The organism is Ruegeria sp. CF1 (assembly GCF_056537445.1).
In genome coordinates, this window is the sequence record NZ_JBQFRN010000005.1 from 231521 (window position 1) to 249094 (window position 17574).

20 protein-coding genes are annotated in these 17574 nt (G+C 55.1%); 17 read left to right on the top strand and 3 right to left on the bottom strand.

The features are described 5' to 3' along the window. The first annotated feature begins 46 nt into the window (after positions 1–46). Both ACRZ96_RS11790 and ACRZ96_RS11795 read left to right on the top strand, forming a co-directional pair. Complete coding sequence (locus tag ACRZ96_RS11790) at positions 47–853, top strand: peptidyl-prolyl cis-trans isomerase (RefSeq protein ID WP_480814644.1); 807 nt, start codon at positions 47–49, stop codon at positions 851–853. A gap of 2 nt (positions 854–855) precedes the next feature. Then, complete coding sequence (locus tag ACRZ96_RS11795) at positions 856–1848, top strand: HupE/UreJ family protein (protein ID WP_480814645.1); 993 nt, start codon at positions 856–858, stop codon at positions 1846–1848. Positions 1849–2127: 279 nt separating this feature from the next. Here ACRZ96_RS11795 and ACRZ96_RS11800 read toward each other — a convergent pair whose 3' ends face one another. From ACRZ96_RS11800 to ACRZ96_RS11810, 3 genes are all read right to left on the bottom strand, one after another. Further along, complete coding sequence (locus ACRZ96_RS11800) at positions 2128–3081, bottom strand: autoinducer binding domain-containing protein (protein ID WP_480814646.1); 954 nt, start codon at positions 3079–3081, stop codon at positions 2128–2130. A gap of 207 nt (positions 3082–3288) precedes the next feature. Then, on the bottom strand, positions 3289–4557 hold the full coding sequence (locus ACRZ96_RS11805; protein WP_480814647.1) for a helix-turn-helix domain-containing protein: 1269 nt from the start codon (positions 4555–4557) through the stop codon (positions 3289–3291). Positions 4558–4925: 368 nt separating this feature from the next. Next, positions 4926–5648, bottom strand: coding sequence for a hypothetical protein (locus tag ACRZ96_RS11810; protein WP_480814648.1), 723 nt, complete (start codon positions 5646–5648; stop codon positions 4926–4928). A 154-nt stretch (positions 5649–5802) separates the two neighbouring features. Between ACRZ96_RS11810 and ACRZ96_RS11815 the strand changes: the two genes are divergently transcribed. The 15 genes from ACRZ96_RS11815 (at position 5803) to ACRZ96_RS11885 (ending at position 17566) form a co-directional block, all read left to right on the top strand. After that, a complete protein-coding gene (locus tag ACRZ96_RS11815; protein ID WP_142638830.1) occupies positions 5803–6159 on the top strand; it encodes a hypothetical protein in 357 nt (118 codons plus the stop codon). A gap of 48 nt (positions 6160–6207) precedes the next feature. Continuing rightward, the gene (locus tag ACRZ96_RS11820; RefSeq protein ID WP_480814649.1) at positions 6208–6621 is read left to right on the top strand and encodes a thermonuclease family protein; all 414 of its coding nucleotides are present in this window, start codon (positions 6208–6210) and stop codon (positions 6619–6621) included. A gap of 749 nt (positions 6622–7370) precedes the next feature. Then, entirely contained in the window at positions 7371–7985 is a 615-nt protein-coding gene (locus ACRZ96_RS11825; RefSeq protein ID WP_480814650.1) for a lytic transglycosylase domain-containing protein, read from the top strand. Further along, positions 7982–8263, top strand: a complete 282-nt coding sequence (locus ACRZ96_RS11830; RefSeq protein ID WP_170574749.1) for an HAD family hydrolase — start codon at positions 7982–7984, stop codon at positions 8261–8263. The genes ACRZ96_RS11825 and ACRZ96_RS11830 overlap by 4 nt, the downstream gene beginning before the upstream one ends. A gap of 3 nt (positions 8264–8266) precedes the next feature. Beyond that, positions 8267–8545, top strand: coding sequence for a VirB3 family type IV secretion system protein (locus tag ACRZ96_RS11835; protein WP_152460684.1), 279 nt, complete (start codon positions 8267–8269; stop codon positions 8543–8545). Further along, on the top strand, positions 8520–10904 hold the full coding sequence (locus tag ACRZ96_RS11840; RefSeq protein ID WP_480814651.1) for a VirB4 family type IV secretion/conjugal transfer ATPase: 2385 nt from the start codon (positions 8520–8522) through the stop codon (positions 10902–10904). Before ACRZ96_RS11835 ends, ACRZ96_RS11840 begins: the two co-directional genes overlap by 26 nt. Further along, positions 10901–11038 (top strand): hypothetical protein, encoded by a 138-nt coding sequence (locus tag ACRZ96_RS11845; protein WP_170417970.1) that lies wholly within the window; start codon positions 10901–10903, stop codon positions 11036–11038. The genes ACRZ96_RS11840 and ACRZ96_RS11845 overlap by 4 nt, the downstream gene beginning before the upstream one ends. Then, positions 11038–11784: a type IV secretion system protein gene (locus tag ACRZ96_RS11850; protein WP_480814652.1), complete on the top strand. Its 747-nt coding sequence runs from the start codon at positions 11038–11040 to the stop codon at positions 11782–11784. The genes ACRZ96_RS11845 and ACRZ96_RS11850 overlap by 1 nt, the downstream gene beginning before the upstream one ends. Beyond that, complete coding sequence (locus tag ACRZ96_RS11855; RefSeq protein ID WP_480814653.1) at positions 11781–12281, top strand: hypothetical protein; 501 nt, start codon at positions 11781–11783, stop codon at positions 12279–12281. Before ACRZ96_RS11850 ends, ACRZ96_RS11855 begins: the two co-directional genes overlap by 4 nt. After that, entirely contained in the window at positions 12278–13342 is a 1065-nt protein-coding gene (locus ACRZ96_RS11860; RefSeq protein ID WP_480814654.1) for a TrbL/VirB6 family protein, read from the top strand. Before ACRZ96_RS11855 ends, ACRZ96_RS11860 begins: the two co-directional genes overlap by 4 nt. Positions 13343–13368: 26 nt before the next feature. Beyond that, the gene (locus ACRZ96_RS11865; RefSeq protein WP_480814655.1) at positions 13369–14004 is read left to right on the top strand and encodes a VirB8 family type IV secretion system protein; all 636 of its coding nucleotides are present in this window, start codon (positions 13369–13371) and stop codon (positions 14002–14004) included. After that, on the top strand, positions 14004–14828 hold the full coding sequence (locus ACRZ96_RS11870; protein WP_480814656.1) for a TrbG/VirB9 family P-type conjugative transfer protein: 825 nt from the start codon (positions 14004–14006) through the stop codon (positions 14826–14828). Before ACRZ96_RS11865 ends, ACRZ96_RS11870 begins: the two co-directional genes overlap by 1 nt. Then, positions 14828–15511, top strand: coding sequence for a hypothetical protein (locus tag ACRZ96_RS11875; RefSeq protein ID WP_480814657.1), 684 nt, complete (start codon positions 14828–14830; stop codon positions 15509–15511). Before ACRZ96_RS11870 ends, ACRZ96_RS11875 begins: the two co-directional genes overlap by 1 nt. 11 nt (positions 15512–15522) lie before the next feature. After that, a complete protein-coding gene (locus ACRZ96_RS11880) occupies positions 15523–16347 on the top strand; it encodes a TraB/TrbI/VirB10 family type IV secretion system protein (RefSeq protein WP_480814658.1) in 825 nt (274 codons plus the stop codon). A gap of 205 nt (positions 16348–16552) precedes the next feature. After that, complete coding sequence (locus ACRZ96_RS11885; protein ID WP_480814659.1) at positions 16553–17566, top strand: ATPase, T2SS/T4P/T4SS family; 1014 nt, start codon at positions 16553–16555, stop codon at positions 17564–17566. Positions 17567–17574: the final 8 nt, after the last annotated feature.

A 17574-nucleotide genomic window follows, 5' to 3' on the forward strand; every position in this document is an offset into this window, starting at 1 on the left:
GTTGTCGAGTGGCGAAAAGTCAACGGCAACACTCAGCAAGGGGCTGATGGCGCTGTGGCGTTGGCTAAAAGTTACTCCGCTAGCACAATTCTTGCTGGCGGGTGCTTTTATCTTTACTCTCGACCGTTGGGTAGATGGCACCGGAGCTGAGACAATCATTCTCGACGAGGCATCAGTAGGTCAACTGATCGCCACACGCGAGGCTGAGTTGGCACGACCGCTATTACCGATGGAACGCGACCAGCTTTTGCAAGCCTATGTCGACAACGAAATCCTGTTTCGCGAAGCGCTGAACCTGGGCCTGCATGAAGGTTCAGAGGCGCGCAAAATGCTCACGCGCAAAATGCAGTACCTACTTCGGGAAGATGTACCGGAACCGACCGAACACGAACTGCGACAGTTCCATCAGACCAATACCGAACGTTATGGGCAACCTCGTTCAATCGCGCTGGATCAGATTTTCTTTGCAGATGGAGGCGCACAAAGAGCAGAGGTGGCATTGTCCAGCCTAAAAAGCGGGGCGGATCCTGAATCCCTTGGCGACAAGGTTAATTTTCTACCGCGCAGTTTCGGGCGGGCAAGCGAAAGTGAGGTTGCTGTTTTTCTGGGGTCCAAAGCCGCACGCGAAGTGTTTTCTTTGTCAGAAGATGAGTGGACTGGTCCCATCGCATCGCAACATGGACTTCATCTGGTTCGGGTTGTTCAGCGTTTTCCCGCGCAGGGCGCAAGATTTGAAGACGTCGCTCAGTATGTGCGCGAGGATTGGCACCTGGACCAGTTGCGCGCCAGTCTCCGCTTGCGACTTGATGAACTCAGAACCGGTTACGATATCGAAATCCGGGGGCAAGACTAGACATGCTGAAAGCGGTTTGCATTGGGATCGTTGTGTTTGTCTCAGCTATTATCCTGCAAACGTTCGAGGCGCAGGCCCATGAGTATGGCCTCGCAAAGGCGGCACTTATCGAGTTGGAGCCCGGCGTATATCGCCTGGAAGGCAGCGTCCCGCCGGGTGTTTCGTATGTCTATCAACCTCCCATTTTGCCAGAGCGATGTTCGTTGATAGGGTCAGACGCGGACCACCGTGCCGTCGATGGCTTCCGATTTGAGTTTAAATGCGACACTCGGCCTCTTTCTGCAACCGACCAATTGCGGTTGCCCTGGGACAGATCCGGCGTCCTGTTGACGGCACAGTGGAGCGACGGCATTTCCGTTCAATCCTTTATTCCCCGTGACGGGGAAACCATTGCAATCGACATGGCGCATCTGCAGGCGGGGTCAGGAGATTGGAAGTCCACTTTTTCTCGCTACGTTTCTCTGGGCGTTGAACACATTCTGAGCGGTGCCGACCACCTGGCGTTCGTTCTCTGCCTCTGCTTGCTTGCCAGCGGTTGGCGACTGATCAAGCTAGTGACGGCATTTACAATCGGTCACTCAGTGACGCTGGGTCTTGCATCTTTGGGGTGGATTGCGCTTCCGGCCCCTCCGGTTGAAGCCTGCATCGCACTGTCCATCGTGTTTTTAGCAAACGAAGCAATCAGCCGTCACAGCACTGGCCACAGTTACCTGATTACGGCCGGCTTCGGCCTTTTGCATGGCCTTGGATTTGCAAGCGCAATCAAAGCGATTGGAGTGGGTCGTGAAGACATTCTTCTCAGTCTGTTTGCTTTTAACATCGGCGTGGAAATCGGGCAGATACTGTTTGTGGCAGCAGCGACATCCCTGTTTTTTGCGCTCAAGCGCGTCAGCCTGCCCTTACCTCTTGTGCAGAGATATGTTGCTTTCTCGCTCGGTAGTCTTGGAATGTTTTGGACGTTAGATCGCATGGCCGGGATTATCGGTTTTGCCTAAAGGGCTTGGGTTACTACGGCAAAGCTTAACCCCAATGCAAGTTGTCCCTCGATCAGTAAATTCACCTGTGGTCAGGGTCAGGAATCATAACCAGTAGGCGAGATTACTGCGAACACGACAGCTGGTAGGAAGACCTTTGGACAGCGGACAAAGTGAGTTGCCACGCACCTCAATTCAATGTTTGTTTTGCAATACTTCATAAATCAGCCGTATTGAGCACAGGCCCAAGAGCTACTGATAGCTGCAAATTATTGTGAAGAAGGGCGCCGCCGGCTTGGTTCACAGATATCTGATCCACAGGGCTTGATCGTCTGAATCTCCGACCACTTCGGTGATTTCAGCTGGGCTGAGGCCAAATTCCGCAACCAGATCTTCGACCTGAACTGAGTGGAAGCTATCGAGACGTCGCACCAACCGACCTTCTTCAAATGCGATCAATTCGTGAGATCTGCTGGACCAACGGACGATCCCGCCGCAGAGCGTCCGATGTTCCATATCGACCAGTTCTGCCACCGGATCGGCGAAGAAATCGCTCCATTTGAGAAATCCGGTACTGACAGCTCGCGCAACCGCTTGTTCGATCGTCCGGCTCTTCAGCTTGGTGGTGATCGAAGATATCTGCGCATCCACCGTTCGAGAGGGGTTTCCCGTCTGTTTGGCAATGACAGACGGTATCAATCCTGACGCAAACATCTTCAGAACATCCAACTCATCACCAGACAAGGAATCCGAGGGGAAGTTGAAGACGGTTTCGATGACGTCCAGCGCAAGCAGATGCAGTATCTGGGCTTCGTGGCGCAGGGCAGGGAGCATTGTCGCGATCAATGCCTCCCATTCGGCGCGAGGTGCATTTGATGTGACGGTAAACACGCCTCGCTCACCAAAAGGATTGATGACCGGAATAGTCAGGCCGTTGCGGCCAACGCCAAATTTTCTGGCGGCTTCAAAAAGCGCTGCATAGTCGGACTGGTTGTAGAATGCTGTCCAATCAATCGGAGCGATCATAGTGGCGCCGAACCGAATGAGGGGATCGGCCAGGATCAGGTCGTTTTCGATATAGTGCCTGGTCCATTCAGACGGAAACGTGGTGCAGCCATGAACGATGTTTTGCGACTTGTCGATATGGGCATAAGAGGCGTTTTCAAATCCAAATCTGCGGCAAATCTCCTGAAGGCGTGCCTCCCCGGTTTGCCGGAAATCCAACTCAGAGCTGCCAATATCTGCGATTTTCATAGACCGTCTTTCTGTTCCGCGCTGCCGTTGAGGCCGCATAGCAACCTAAAGCTGAACAAACTACTCGGGATTTCCCGTAGCCAATCACAGATGCGAATACAGTTCTGTTCAGAAGACGGAAACAGAGCGGAAACCTGCCGATAAGGCACGTGATTTTGAAAAGTTGACAGCGCAAACCTCAAAGGGTTGTGAAACATCCTTTCCGCCCTAACGAAGCCCATGGTCTTCCTCCCGCGCTCTTCGCGCCAGCAGCCCCATGAAGCTGGAAATCAGGTTCAACTCTCCGCGTTCATCTGCCTGAACCATGCCCCGAAGATATCCGCCTGGATTGACGACCTGTGGCAGTTTCGGATCACTCAACCTTGCGTCTGTGATCACTCCAGCCAGGATCGCGCCCATGAGCGTCAGTCGATTGATCGCCTCATGCCAGGCGGAGATATTGGTGCCGATCTCCGACAACCGAGACCAAATTCCGGTTTCAATTGCATAAAGCGATGGGCTGGGGTTCTGAACGCCGCCTCCAGCAATATCGATATGCATGCGCAGCTCGGGTGAAGCCAGCTCATAGAGAATACGGTTGTTCACCCGCGGTAGCTTTTGGGTCTTGTGCGCTGCCGCATCCGTCGGATGATTGCTTTCTAAGCAATGCGCAGGGCCGTCAGGCCCGGAGCCAGAACAATCTGGTTCCGAGGCTTCAGCCGAGGGCATTGAATTCTCGCCATCGGCGTTACAGGACAGGATTTTTTCTTCAATTTGGTCTTGTATATGGGACCCGAAATAAGCTTCGGGCGCACCCGAAATTTCACCGGGTTTTGCGACATGCCCATCGATGCGTTTCCAAAGGTCATGAGCGGCCTGAACATGGCATTTGAGCTGTTCCAAGGACATGTATTTCAGTTTGTCGGAACGCGGCCAGGACCGAAATGCCTCCATCATGTCTTCGGCACATTCGGGAGGGCAGGGGAGTGAAACGAGTACCGCCAGGCTGTATTTCACATATCGGTATAGGCGCGACCGATCCCCGCGCAGCGCGTCATGTTCTTTCTTGTCTGCCTTGTTTTGTGCTTCTGCGTCGTGCATCTCGGGAATGAGGTTCAGGGCGGGCGTCAGGAAGAGGCCAAGCCCCTTACGCTTGCATCGCGCCCCATTTTCACCAAGCCTGCGTTCAATGAGACCAATGGCTTCCAGGTTGCGCTCGTGATTGTGGATCGTCCGATCTGTCAATCTACGCCCGGCAATGAGAGTTTCCTGACGGGCATAGCAAAAAGGTTCCTGGGACGGATTGCGAAACGCGTTTGGAGAGATCATGTCGATGATGATCTCAAAAGTGCGAATACATTGGGGGGATACGCCTCTGATCTGGGCATAACTCACGCAGAGCTGCCGAAACCGGTCCCGGTTCCAGCCGTCTGGCAGGCCATTGTGGAAACGCTTCGGGTCTTGAAACCGGGCGGTCGAGACCTGTCGGAAACTCATGGCTTCGACCTCGCTGGGCGTGATTCCAGTAGACCTGCACAGTGTCGCGCGGTGGCAAATTGAATAGAGTGGATTTGCTTCATGATCTGTTTCTCGTTTGCGAAGCAAAGCGGGTCGAACCTCGGCAATAAGACAAAGAAAATCCATTCGCACAGACGCGTTTATCCTTGTCAGATATTTGGGAACTTCCTATAAATCAGGTGATCAAACTTGACTTAAGAAGATCCCCGCTGAGGCCCCGCCTTGCGGGGGTTTTTTGTTGTTGGGCTTGGGTATTTCCTCTGGGCCAGACTGCCTTGTGGGCAAATGCAGTCGACAATTTCTGCAGCTAAGCCAGGATCATCGCATCCTGATGATGAACGCGCCGGTCAGTATTTGACCAACTCGTAATCGCTGATCCCAAATGTGTCGGTCCATTCCACCCCGACGCCACGAAAGTAGCTGGGAGGCTCGCAACGATTGCGCAGCGGCAACCAGGACGGAATGGGAGCGGGGGCTGTCTCAGACCATTGAAAGCTCGCATTGTCATCATAGGAGCCGACAGCAAGATCTAGCGATCGCTCGCAGTCTCCCTCCCGAGAGCGACGGCGATAACTGTAGTGGCGCACATCCCAAACCCTGATGGATCTGACGACGTCGAAATCGGAAGAGGAGAGATCGACACTGACTGGCGTGGCCTGCGATGTATCGGAGAATAGTCCGAAGAAATCATGAGCCGCCTCGGCAGAAGTCGCAGCCTCCAGCAGAAGTGGCTCCGAGGATATGTGTGTTGGAAGTTCTGGATCGGGATTGGTACTGGAACGCTTGATGGCATCCAATCTTTCCATTGGGCTGAGACGTGACGCGCTTAGTGCTGCGTTCATTGGACAGCGCCACAGTTGCAGCGGCGGTTCGACCGGGTAGGGTGTGATGCGCCGAATGAACTCCGCCTTGGCTGCGACGCAATCAGTCGAACTTGGCCAACCTCCGGCGAGGCAAAGGAATATGGCACAGTCAATTGGATAGGCACTGGCCTGCGTGGCCGGCAGTGCAGCGAGTGCAACTGCAAGGGCCTTTGCGCGAGTTCTATTTCCGGATTTTGAGTGTTTCAAGATGGTCTCTCCTGCTGCGAATCGCCTAAGCAATATCCGGCCAATATATTTCTGACAATCCAATATCGTATATTGGCGTACTTTCTTATATTGACGTAGATTGTGTTTTAGTCCACAACTTTTGGATGTAGAAGACGGCCCATAGGGGGTCGTCATGGCGGACAACAAGAGACAATACACTGTGGTAACCATCGAGATGGTCCGGGGCCTGAAAGAAGATCAGGTTCCCTTTACATGCCGCTACGAATTTATCGGACTCGCATCCCTTGGACGACCTAAGTACCACTGCATTTACAGCTCGCCGAACTATGTCGGAGCCTTGTGCAAGTCGAAGATCTCTCGAGCGGGCGCTGAGCCCAGAGAGTTCGATCTTTGGCCGGGTCTCTTCAAACATCATCAGGAATTTGGTGATGGGCGCATTCTCTGCGTCAAATCAGACTATACGATCGAGTCGATTACCCCAGAGGGTCTTGAAGCAGCTCAGGCCCTGGACGCGAAATCCAAAACCTGATCGTTCACGTTCGAGAACCTGGCTCATCAAGATACTGGGGCAGGGCACATGAAACGGCTCTTGCTTCTCAGCGCTGTGCTCGCGTCTTTGTTCATTGCTGCGGTTTGGACTGAACCATCAAAACAAACCAAGGTCCTGAGTGCATCCGAGGTGATTGCCGTTGATGGTGACACCATCGACCACGGCGACGACCGCTACCGCCTCATCGGTTTCGACACACCTGAGACTTACCGGCCGCAATGCGCAGCTGAAAAGGCTCTGGGATTGAAAGCAAAAGCTCGGCTCACGGAACTGATCCAAACGACAGGTCAAGTCGAGTTGGTCATCCAACCTGAACTGGATGTGCATGACCGTTTCTTGGCGGTTGGGCGTGTGGCAGGGCAGGAGGTCGGGGCTATCCTGATTTCCGAAAGTCTTGCGAGACCATACGTCGGCGGCAAGCGCCGGTCCTGGTGCGGTTGAAGGAAAGGACTGGACAACGAATTACCAAAAAACGGAACGAAACTATTGAGCAATGAGCGGTCCTGTCGATTGCGCCAACAACCGACAGGACAAGAAACGCCCCAAATCCATCCGGGCATTCCTTCAACATCAAGAGAGAACTGTACTATGGTAAAAACAGTAGTCCTAGATGCCGATCCTAGATTGGATAGCATCGCGCCAGAGTCAATGGGTGCGAACTCAGACAACGTGTCTGAGCTTACGACCGCACGGCACTGACCGGCAACAGCGGCGAGCAGGACATCCCCTACACTTTGGTCAGACCTTCAGGCTGATTGATCCGAGCTGAACGCTGGCTGTCTACGAAGCCCGCGAAAGGCTCAGTGCTGTGTCCCGGCATCCAATTTCTTGCTGCTCAGATGATCCAATACCGAACCACATAATAGTAATTATGTAAAAACTACTGACCTATTTAGAGGAATGGAAAGGGTATCGCCTTGGCCTTCGAATCTTGGTTGAACTACATAACAACGAGTGATGTTCTCCTCGGGGAACTCTCTTCGATGCATGTGGTGCTACACCGAAGAGAGAACGTGGTGAGCTCCAGATGGGGCTGTACCCACCACCTATCCGACTCCGCCAATCAAAGCGAAGCGGCACCATCAAAGCTACCCAAGCCAGTCTTTTCAAAACAACGCGAAATCAAATCCGATCACGGATTTGTTAACCAACTCCTTAGGACGCTTTTCAGTCGCTCCACTTTGGCTTTCTTGCTGTGGTTTGCGGCGACAAACCCCGCTCTCGCCCAGGTCATTGAGTACGAACCGGATGGCAGCGTGTTTCTGAACGGCGCGCGGGCAGAAATCGTTGATGGCGTGGTGAAACCAATCCAGATGCGGGAATACGAGCTAGACGAACAGCCGCAACCGCCCAAGGCCAAGCCGCAGGAAAAGATCGAGATTGCGGGCAAGGCACCGCGGCCTCGCAGATCCTCGGGCGGCTGGTCGCAGGAGCGTATCGTCAAAGAAATCCACGCAGCGGCAGAACGCCATGACATTCCGGCCGAGTTGTTCATGGCACTGGTCTGGCAGGAAAGCCGGTATCGCGCTGATGCTCTGTCGCCCAAGGGTGCCTATGGCTTCGCGCAGCTCATGCCCGGAACGGCGAAAGACCTGGGCGTGAACCCAAAGAACCCTGCAGAAAATCTCGACGGTGGTGCCCGCTATTTGGCGGCGCAGTACCGCGAGTTCGGAACCTGGAAGCTGGCGCTTGCCGCCTACAACGCCGGGCCTCACCGCGTCGTCGAATACGGCGGCGTCCCCCCCTTCACCGAAACCCGTAACTACGTGCGGATCATCCTAAGCAAAGTGAGTAAAGACCTATGAAAAGAACCCACTTCTACCAGCAGATGGCGTTTTTCGCGATCACTGCGTTCATCATCACAGCAGCGCCCGCCTCCGCTGGCTGGCTGCAAGATGCCATTGGCGATTTCATCAACGAAACGCTGGCCGACTCGAAGGTCGTTGGCGTCAGCCTTGCCGCTGTCGGCTTCATCTGGGGCTGTCTCGCCTACGTGTTCGGCTGGGGTTCGCTGAAAGGCCCTGTAATCGCTATCGTCGTCGGTGCTGTTATCGGCCTCGCTGATACATTCATCGGAGCCTGATTGATGCCGCGCCGCAATACGGTCTTTCGCGGCCTGAGCCGCCCCGCAGAATGGGGTGGCCTACCCGTGATCTATCTGCTGGTGATCCTCGGGATGACCATGCTTTCGTTCTTCATGTTCGGGATAGCGCCAGCAATCATTGCGGGTTTTGTTTTCTACACCGGGCTTCGCCTCTTTTACGAATGGGAACCGGCTTTCTTCCGCGTCCTGTCCGTAACCCTTTCCAAAACTCCGCGCACCAAAAACCGCCAGCATCATGGGGGAGATTACTATAGTGCCTAAGCCTGCTGCACAGGATTTGTGGACCCTTGCCCGCTCGTTGATCGAGCCGAGCTGGCGCAAGGATGAAATGAGCCTCTTTCAGATGTTGCCATACGGCTATGTCGTGGACGATGAGGTCATTTCCACGCGCAACGGTGGTCTGATCGCCGCTGCAGAAATCACCGGAATTAACGCAAACACGCTGGACGAAAACGAATTCGAGTTTTTGGCCGAGCGGTTTGAACGTGTGTTGCGCACCACTCCAAATGAGGTCGCATTTTACATTCATCGACTGACCGTCCCGGCTGAGACAGGGCATGTCATCACGGTTCCAACCGGCTTCGCCGGTGCCGTGGCACAGGCGATGCGCTCAGCGTCCGTCGATGCAGAGCTGAAAGAGCGCAAGATCATCATCAGCGCCATTCTCCAAAAGCGGCAGGATGAACGCGCAAAACAGATCTTCGGTATGTCGTCAGGAACGATTGACGAAGAACGCCGCGAAATGATGGAGCAGCTCGACGGTGTGTTCACAACACTGGCGGGCACGCTGGGCGAGGCCCGTGTGCGCCGGCTGAAGCTCAGCGAGGGGCGTTGGCTCGGCTATTATGGCATGCTGTTGAACGGTCGGTATCAGCCGATCATTCACACGAACATTGCAGAACCCATCGCCTTCAACATGCCGCAAGAGGATGTGCTGTTTCAGGGCAAGACTGGCAAACTGGTTACGGGCGACAATCAGGAACGCTCCATAAGGGTCTATTCCCTGAAGAATTACCCGATGGCGTCATTCCCCGGCATTTTCGACGGGCTGGACCTGCCGGTTGATGTCGTGATTTCGCAATCTTTCCTCCCGATCAGCCGTTCACAGGCGCAAGAAATGGAACGCCGCAAATCGGGTCAGATGCGCTCGGCAGGCGATAAAGCGAAGTCGCTGGAAGAGGACTTGTCCATCCTGGCCGATGGCATTGCGTCTGGCACGATGTCTCTGGGAAAGCACCACCTGTCGATCTGCGTGTTCGGGACTGAGGAAGATCTGAAAACCGCCGAAAAACACATCATCGGTGAAATTCAGATTTCAGGCGGCACAGTGAAGCGCGAAGCGATGTCGGCGCGGGCGGTGTATTTCGCGCAGCATCCCGGCAATTTCGCGTTCCGCGCCCGTGAAGAACTGATCACGGACCAGAACTTTGCGGATATGGTTGCGTTCCACATGCGCCCCAAAGGGTTGGATGCGGAAAAGCTGCCTTGGCCGGGGCCGTTAGCGACGTTTCCAACGACACATGGCGACCGCTATGACGTGTCCTTGCATCAGCAAAAGACCAGCAAAGACGCTGAAAACCTGCCCTCCGGCCACACAATCGTTCTGGGGCCGAATGGCTCGGGTAAAACCGTGATTGCGATGCTGTTGGCGACAACGGCTGTTGCTCAGGGCGCGCGGATCATCGCGTTCGACAAAGACCGGGCGATGGAAGCACCCATGCGTGCGCTTGGGGCACAATACATTCGTGTCAGGATCGGTGAACCCACCGGCATGAATCCATTCCAAACGGAGACGGATGAGGCTGGTCAAAGCTGGCTCGCAAATTGGGTCATCGCCCTTTTAAGTTATGATGAGCCTCTAACGGCTGAGCAAAAAGACGAAATTACGCAGGCGTGCCAAGCCAATGCGACTCTGCCTCCGAAGCTACAGAATTTCGATTCACTGGTGGAGCGGTTCAGAGCCTTTGATGACGGTAAGAACCTTTACAAACGGGCCAGCGAATGGGCGGGCAATGGGCGGCTGTCCTGGATGTTTGGCGAGGGTGGCACAGATCCTTTCGCCTCTGACGATCGGCATCTTGCGTTCGACATTTCCGAGGTTCTGGATGACGAATTGGTACGGTTGGCATGGATCAGCTATGTCATGCGTCGGTTAGAGCATCGCTGCGCAGAAAAAATCCCCTCTGTTTTTGTCATTGATGAAGCATGGAAAATTGCCGGGAACGAGTACGGCGCAGCAATCCTCGAAAATGGTTTCACCACGTTCCGTAAGTTGAACGTCGTCATGATGTTGATGACGCAAAGCCCCAAACACATCCTGTCGTCGCAGGCCAGCGATTCCATTTTGGTAAACACCAGCACTCAGCTTTTGTTCCCGTCCCGATCCGGCAAGGAAGCGGATTTCCAGGCGCTCGGTTTGAACGACGCGGAGCTGGGCGCGTTGCGGGCGCATTTTGGCGACCGCGTAATGCTCATGAAGAAAGGTGATGAGAGTGTTTGGCTCGATGTCGATGTCGGCGCTCTCGGCCCGCTTCTTCGTGTTCTGAGCGGATCAGACGGAAAGTCGTTCCCTGATCCTGACTGGCGACAAAACCCCAACTTCTGGAAGGAAATCACATGAAAACCCGCCTTGTAATCGCCCTAGTCGTTCTGGCTGCCGTCTCTGCCTGCACCAGCACCTATTCGGGCTATCGCAGCAAATGCGCCTGCGACTTTGAGCGCATGACCCCCCCTGAAAACCTGGAGCTTGTCTGATGAATATTTCAAAGAAATTCCGCACAACCATTGCTGTTTCGGTTCTGGCCGCCCTGCCCGTCGTGGTGTCGGCCCAAGGTGTTCCGGTGGTGGACTCTGCATCCATCACACAGGACGCCGCCAATTCTGCCAAAGAAATCGCTGAAATGGTCCGCCAGTACGAGCAATTGCTGGAACAGTACGAGAAACTGGAACAACAGCGGGCATTGCTCGAAAACTCCTTCAAGACTATCACTGGCCTGACGGATCTGGACGAGTTCAACAGCCGTAGCTTTTTGAAGCTGGCGACCGCCGCTGACACGCTCGGCTACGCACTGGACGCGGCAGAAGGCGGTATCTCCGGGCTGCCCGATGTCGCTGCTCAGGCAATGGAACGTCGATCCATCAACCTCGGCCTCAACGGTGGCATCTTGTCAGAGTTTAATGGCTCAGACGTAGCAGCTCGTCGCATCCTGTCTGAACGTGGTGGCGCGGGCCTTATGGCATCGGCGTTGGGTGAGAATGGCTATGACATGGCCGGTCAGCTCGCCGAAGATGCCGAAAAGCTGCGCGGTGAAATCGGTCAGCAAGAAGATCTGAAGGACGCAATCGACTACAATACGGCGATTCTCCTGAAACTCTTGCAAGTTGAAATTGAAATCTTGCGCACAACCTCGGCTAATGCTCTGGCGTCGGGCACGGATCTGGCTGCAAACGCAGCGGACCTAAAGACGCTTAGCAATTACGCAAGAGGAGAAACCCAATGAAAAGCCGCACCACTTTCGCCCTGATCACACTGACGGCGACGCTTTTAGCGTCGTCGGCCAGTGCTGAGGCCAGACTGCCGTTTCCCCCCAATGTTGATTGGACATTTGGGGAATATCGGACCTGTCTTGGTTACTCGGGCGTGCGAGCGTTCAAAAAACCCCTGAAGGAATACGGGGTTGAACAGCTCGCTAACGCTGGTCAGGGCGCGGATCAACAGTATGTCGTTGGCAACTGGACCGATGCCATTCTGAATGAGCAAGTGATAGCTGCTCATGAATTTGCCATTGAGCAATGCCGACTACGCAAAGCCGATGAAGCATTCAGCACTGAATGCCCGCTCGGCAATCTCAGCCGCGAAGCTGCAATCGAGTTGGTGGGCGCAAACCAGGACGATTTCTGGTCGAAGCCATCCAGCGAACTCAAATCGCTCAAAGAAGCGCAGCAAGCACGCTTGGAAGCGCTGCGCCCTGTAATTGAGGAGGCTTGTGGGCCGTGATTCAGGATTTCGTCAGCTCGATTGAAACAGCAATCAGCAACTTTTCTCAGCAAGCATACACCAGCCTTGCGGCGGATCTCGCATCCGCCCTCTGGGCTATTGCTGCACTGATCTTCGTGGCGATGCTGATCAACGGCGTACTTCAGATCAGAGAAATAGGGTTGGGTGGTTATATCGGCTGGCTCATTCGGGCGACGATAATCATCGGAATGGCCTCAAGCTGGTCCTTTTTTCAGCCAATCTATCAAGGCGTTCAAACCTTGCCGGACAGCATTGCCGGGGCGCTCACTGGCACCACAAATGTATGGCAGGCGCTCGATGAGATTGCGCTTCAATGCTTTATCATGGGTCAAACAGCTATCGAGAACGCCACGTGGGGCTTGAGCATTACAGGCGCAATCTTGTGGGTTGTCGGGGCGGTTATCGTCGCCTTTGGCACTGGCATGGCACTAATCGCCAAGGGCGGCATGGCAGTCCTTCTCGGTTTGGCACCCGTGTTCATTGCAACGCTTTTAAGCTCGGCAACTGCAAACATCTTTGCCGCATGGGCGAAAACGACCGTGGGCCTCGTCATGGTCATAGTTGTGCTGACAGGGATTGTCTCGCTGATCCAAGCGCTTTTCGCCTCGGAGCTTGGTTCCTTGTCTGATGTCAATGATATGGAAGCCAGCGGGCGTTTTCTTGCAATCTGTATCGTCGCTATCGTCATGCTTACACAGATCCCATCCCTCGCTGGGGGAATGTCAGGAGCTATTGTGTCAGCGTCATCGGGCCTTGCCGTTGCAACCGGTGCTGCAGCAGCCGCCAGAGGCGCGCTGGGAACAGCAGTTGATGGCGGGCGTGGCGCGGTGGCCGGTGGCAAAACCGCCGCTGCGATGGCTTCTGCAGCCCGCGACGGGACCGGCATTCGTGACAGCGCGTCTCGCGCAATGCAAGCGCGTCGGGACATAGAGCACAGAGCCCGCAATCAGGATGGGGCGGCTCGTCAGAGCTACGCCGCTGACCGCTATCGGCAGAGCATTCGAGCTGCTCGCGAAAAACCACAACAAAAATCGTCGTAATCCGAGGTGCAGAGCAAATGTCACACGTGACAGATCACGAAAAAGAACTCTTTCTGGGCGCACGCCGTGATGCCTTCAAATGGCAGGTATTCGGCATGGTCGGCATGGCAATGGGCGTGGCCTCTATGATTGGCTGGGCGATGCTCCTTCCCCTGAAGGAAATCCGCGCGGTGCCATTCTCCATCGATCCCGACACAAAGCTGCCGGTGCTGCTGACTGAAAAGGTCGAAGAACTGGAACCATCCGAGGCGATGGCCTTCCGCGAGGTGGCAAACTATGTGCAGGACCGGGAAACCTATGATGTCCAGGACAACAACGAGCGCCTGAAATCGGTGCTGCGACGTTCTGATGAGCTGGCCGAAACGTCCTACCGCGAACTGTGGGACGGCTCGAACGACAACCATCCGGACGAAATCTATACGCCCAAGACAAAGGTGCAGACCGAAATTCTGGGCGTCTCGCCGGTCAACGATGAGACGGTGCAGGTCGAGATCCGCAAGTCCCTGATCGTGCCAAACCAAGCAACGGTCTCAGCCCGCTACGTGGTCACAGTGACCTACGGGTTTGAGGAAAAAATCGTGACGTCGATGGATGAGCTTCTTGAAAATCCATTCGGTTTTGTCGTCACCAACTACCGCGTCGACTCCATGGGAGACATCTGATGCAGCGAACCATTAAGACACTCACAACCGTCACTGCCGCAGTCCTGGCTCTTTCTATGCCTGTTCTGGCGGAAATCACACCAACGCCAGACGGAAGGAACGCGGATCACCGCATCACGCATTTCCACTATGTCGAGAACCAGGTGTATCGCATCCCTGTGGGTGAACGCCTGATCACCTATGTTCATTTTCCGCAGGGTGAAACCGTCCGCAGCATTGGTGCCGGTGACACCGAAAGTTTTCAGATCACCCGCCTGCAGGAAGGGCGCGTTATTGCGTTCAAGCCGGAAATCCTGAACTCGGATTCAAACCTGACCGTTCTGACCAATCGCGGGACATACAACTTCTATCTGGTTCCGGCCGAGAGCGCCGCCGAACGCAAACGTGTTCCGTTCCGGGTCACGTTCTACAACAAAAACAACGGCGACGGGACCACAACACGTCGTGGTACGGTTGCTCGGAGTGAGCCGAAACCAACAGGCCGGTTTGTGAACCAAAACTACTCACGCTCGGGCAAAGCTGACTTCGCGCCTACCGCCGTATGGGACGATGGCGTACACACGTACATGCAAATCCCGCAAGACGAGGAATTGCCCGGAATTTTCCGAGTATTGCCTGACGGTCGGGAACTGATGGTGAACACCACAGTGAAAGAGCGCGGCATTATACAGGTGCAGGGTCTTTCCGATCTCTGGACGCTGCGCATCGAGGACGACTCGATCTGCGTCCGGAACGATGGCGACGATTACCAGCAAGCCAGCGCTCGCGGCCAGACTGGTAGACCAATCACCTCGCAAACAGTCCAACCGGGGGGCAGCAAGTAATGAACCGCGAAAGCACAATTGCGGCACGGGCGGCGGCTGAACAGCCGCCCCTACGTGCCCGAAAAAAGTTCGAACCTAAGAAACTTGTTGGCGTAGCGGTTGCGGGGGCAGTGTTTCTCGGTTTCGTTTGGTTTGTGATGGGCGATGACGCCAAGAACAGCCGCGCAGGTATCCGCGTTGATGCTCTGCAACAAAGCGGTGGCGAACGCTATGGCCTGCTTACGGCACGGGGGCCGGACGTGGACGAACCAGAACCAGATGCCCTGCCCGAGACCATAGCTGTCGCGACACCCGAAACAGCGCCGGTGCAGATTGATTCCGAAGGGCTCAAACAAGCCTTGAAAACTATCGAACAGCAGAATGGTCGGATCTCCGATCTTCAAGGCGAGTTGACCGATGCAAAAGTTTCGCTGTCAGAAAAGGACAGTGAAATCGCCTCTCTCAATCTGACCAACGAGCGTTTGGAGGTCAGATATGACGAGCGCGAGAAGAAGTTTCAGACAGAGCTTGCCCAGGCCGTTGCTGATGCTGAGGCACGGGCACTTGCCAGCATGAGCCACTTGCAGACTACGGGTCTGACCGATGATGAGCGGCGCAGGCTTGAAGAACTCAAGCGGATGCGCGAGCGCCAGAACCAGTCGGACGGCATCGTGTTCGATGAAAACCCATTTCGTAGAAACTGATGGAGCTGACGATGAACAGAACAGCACTTACCCTCGCCCTGGTCACGTTGGCCTCAAGTGCAATGGCTCAGGAACAGAATTACCAACCCATCAACAGTGGGTCGCAGCCGATCATTTTCCAGCCCGTGCAACCGGCACCGCAGCCTGTGCAGGTTCAGCCTGAAAGCACTCGCCTGCCTGAAGAACAGCGCGGCTATCAGGAAAACCCGAACGCGACATGGCAAAACAACTTGGTCGAAGAATATCCGCCCATCGTGGGGGCCTCGATCATTGACGATCCGTCCCGCACGCTGACTCAGGGCACGGTATTGACTGCCGTGTTTGGCGGGGCCGTAAGCTCGGAACTTCCGGGTAGCGTGGTGGCGACGATCACGCGTGGCGTCTACTCGATGGACGGTACGCGTTTGCTGCTCCCGCGTGGATCGAAGCTCTATGGCGAGTATCGGGCGGATACGACGCTGGCGCAAACGCGCATCATGATTGTTTGGAGCCGTGTCATCACGCCTGATGGCCTGTCCGCTCAGATCGGATCGGCTGGTACGGACGGTCAAGGCCGGACTGGTGCGACCGGCAAGGTGAACACACACTTTGGGAAGCGGTTCGGAACTGCTACGCTGTTGTCCATCATCGGCATTGCGCCGGTGGCGTTGGTGTCTGACAGCGATAGCAACAACTCGGTTCGCACTGATCTGGCAACGCAAGTGGGGTCTAACCTGCAGAACGCCACGGCAGCGGCGCTTGATGAATACCTGCGCATCACACCGACAATCTTTGTCGATCAGGGCAGTCGTATCAACGCGATCCTGCAGCGCGACGTTGTGTTCGATAGCTTCTGAGCGCGAGCCAATGAGCCGACCGCCTCAGCTGTCTTTCCGGCCGCCGCCAGCATGATCGAGTGCGGTAGCGGCCATTTTTGACGCAAATTCAGCACTTTTTGGAATTAATGAATCTTGTGTGGGTACGTTCGCGTTCGAGGCAAAGCCGAGAGGCAGCGAAGGCAACCTCCACTGTTCCCAAAAGTGCTCTACCAAGGACAAGAACATGAGCGGGCGGAACGGTAATAGCCTTCTGGAATACTATACAGGCAAGATCGAGCATTTGTTGCACAATGAAAGCCTGAGCGAAATTTCTGTGAATCCTGACGGATCGGTCTGGGTCGAAGAAATGGGCACAACGCACATGACCAGGACAGACATCACTCTGAACAGAGACGAGGTAGAAAACATCGGGCGCTGCGTGGCCGGTTTCAGCGATGTGACATTCGGAGAAAAGAAGCCGATTGCGACGGCCAATGTGCCGACACAGCAGGGCAAAGCGCGGGTGCAGGTCGTGATTCCGCCTGCAACAACCGGCGTGGGGTCCGTGGCGATCCGCCTGCTCCGTGTGAAAACCGTTGATCTAGGCGCGTTCAGCTTCGCCAGCAAAGAGGCCGCATTGGCGGAAAGCAACGATCATAGTGCGCTCGAAAATGCCCGTTCTGCCCTCGCAGCGGGCACGATGAGCTTTGACGAGCTGGCGGACCTCTCGATGCAAAGTAAGTGGAACGTGATTATTGCCGGGGGCACCTCGTCTGGCAAAACCACTATTCTCAATGCAATGCTGAAGCGCGTCGATCCAGGCGAACGGATCGTGACGATTGAAGAAGTGGCAGAGCTGGACATCGAGCAACCAAACTTCGTGGGCTTGCTTGCTGATCGTTCAGAAGAAAATGGGCCTCGATCACCAACAAAGCTGCTGGAATCGGCTCTGCGGTTACGGCCTGACCGCCTCGTCTGCGGTGAAATCCGAGGCGACGACGCGAATATGTTCCTGGAGCTGGTAAACACCGGGCATGACGGATCTGTCTGCACCATGCACGCCAACTCGCCCGTAGATGCCATTGGTCGAATGAGCAAAATGGTGCGGCGCGGATCTCCGACCGTCCAAAAGTCAGAGGTGGTCGATGACATCCGGGCCACCATTCACATGATCGTTCACATGAAGAAAATCGGGGACGAACGGAAGGTCAACGGAGTGATCTTTCCACCCCTGATGGCCGCTGATCAACTTATCTGAAGGAGAAA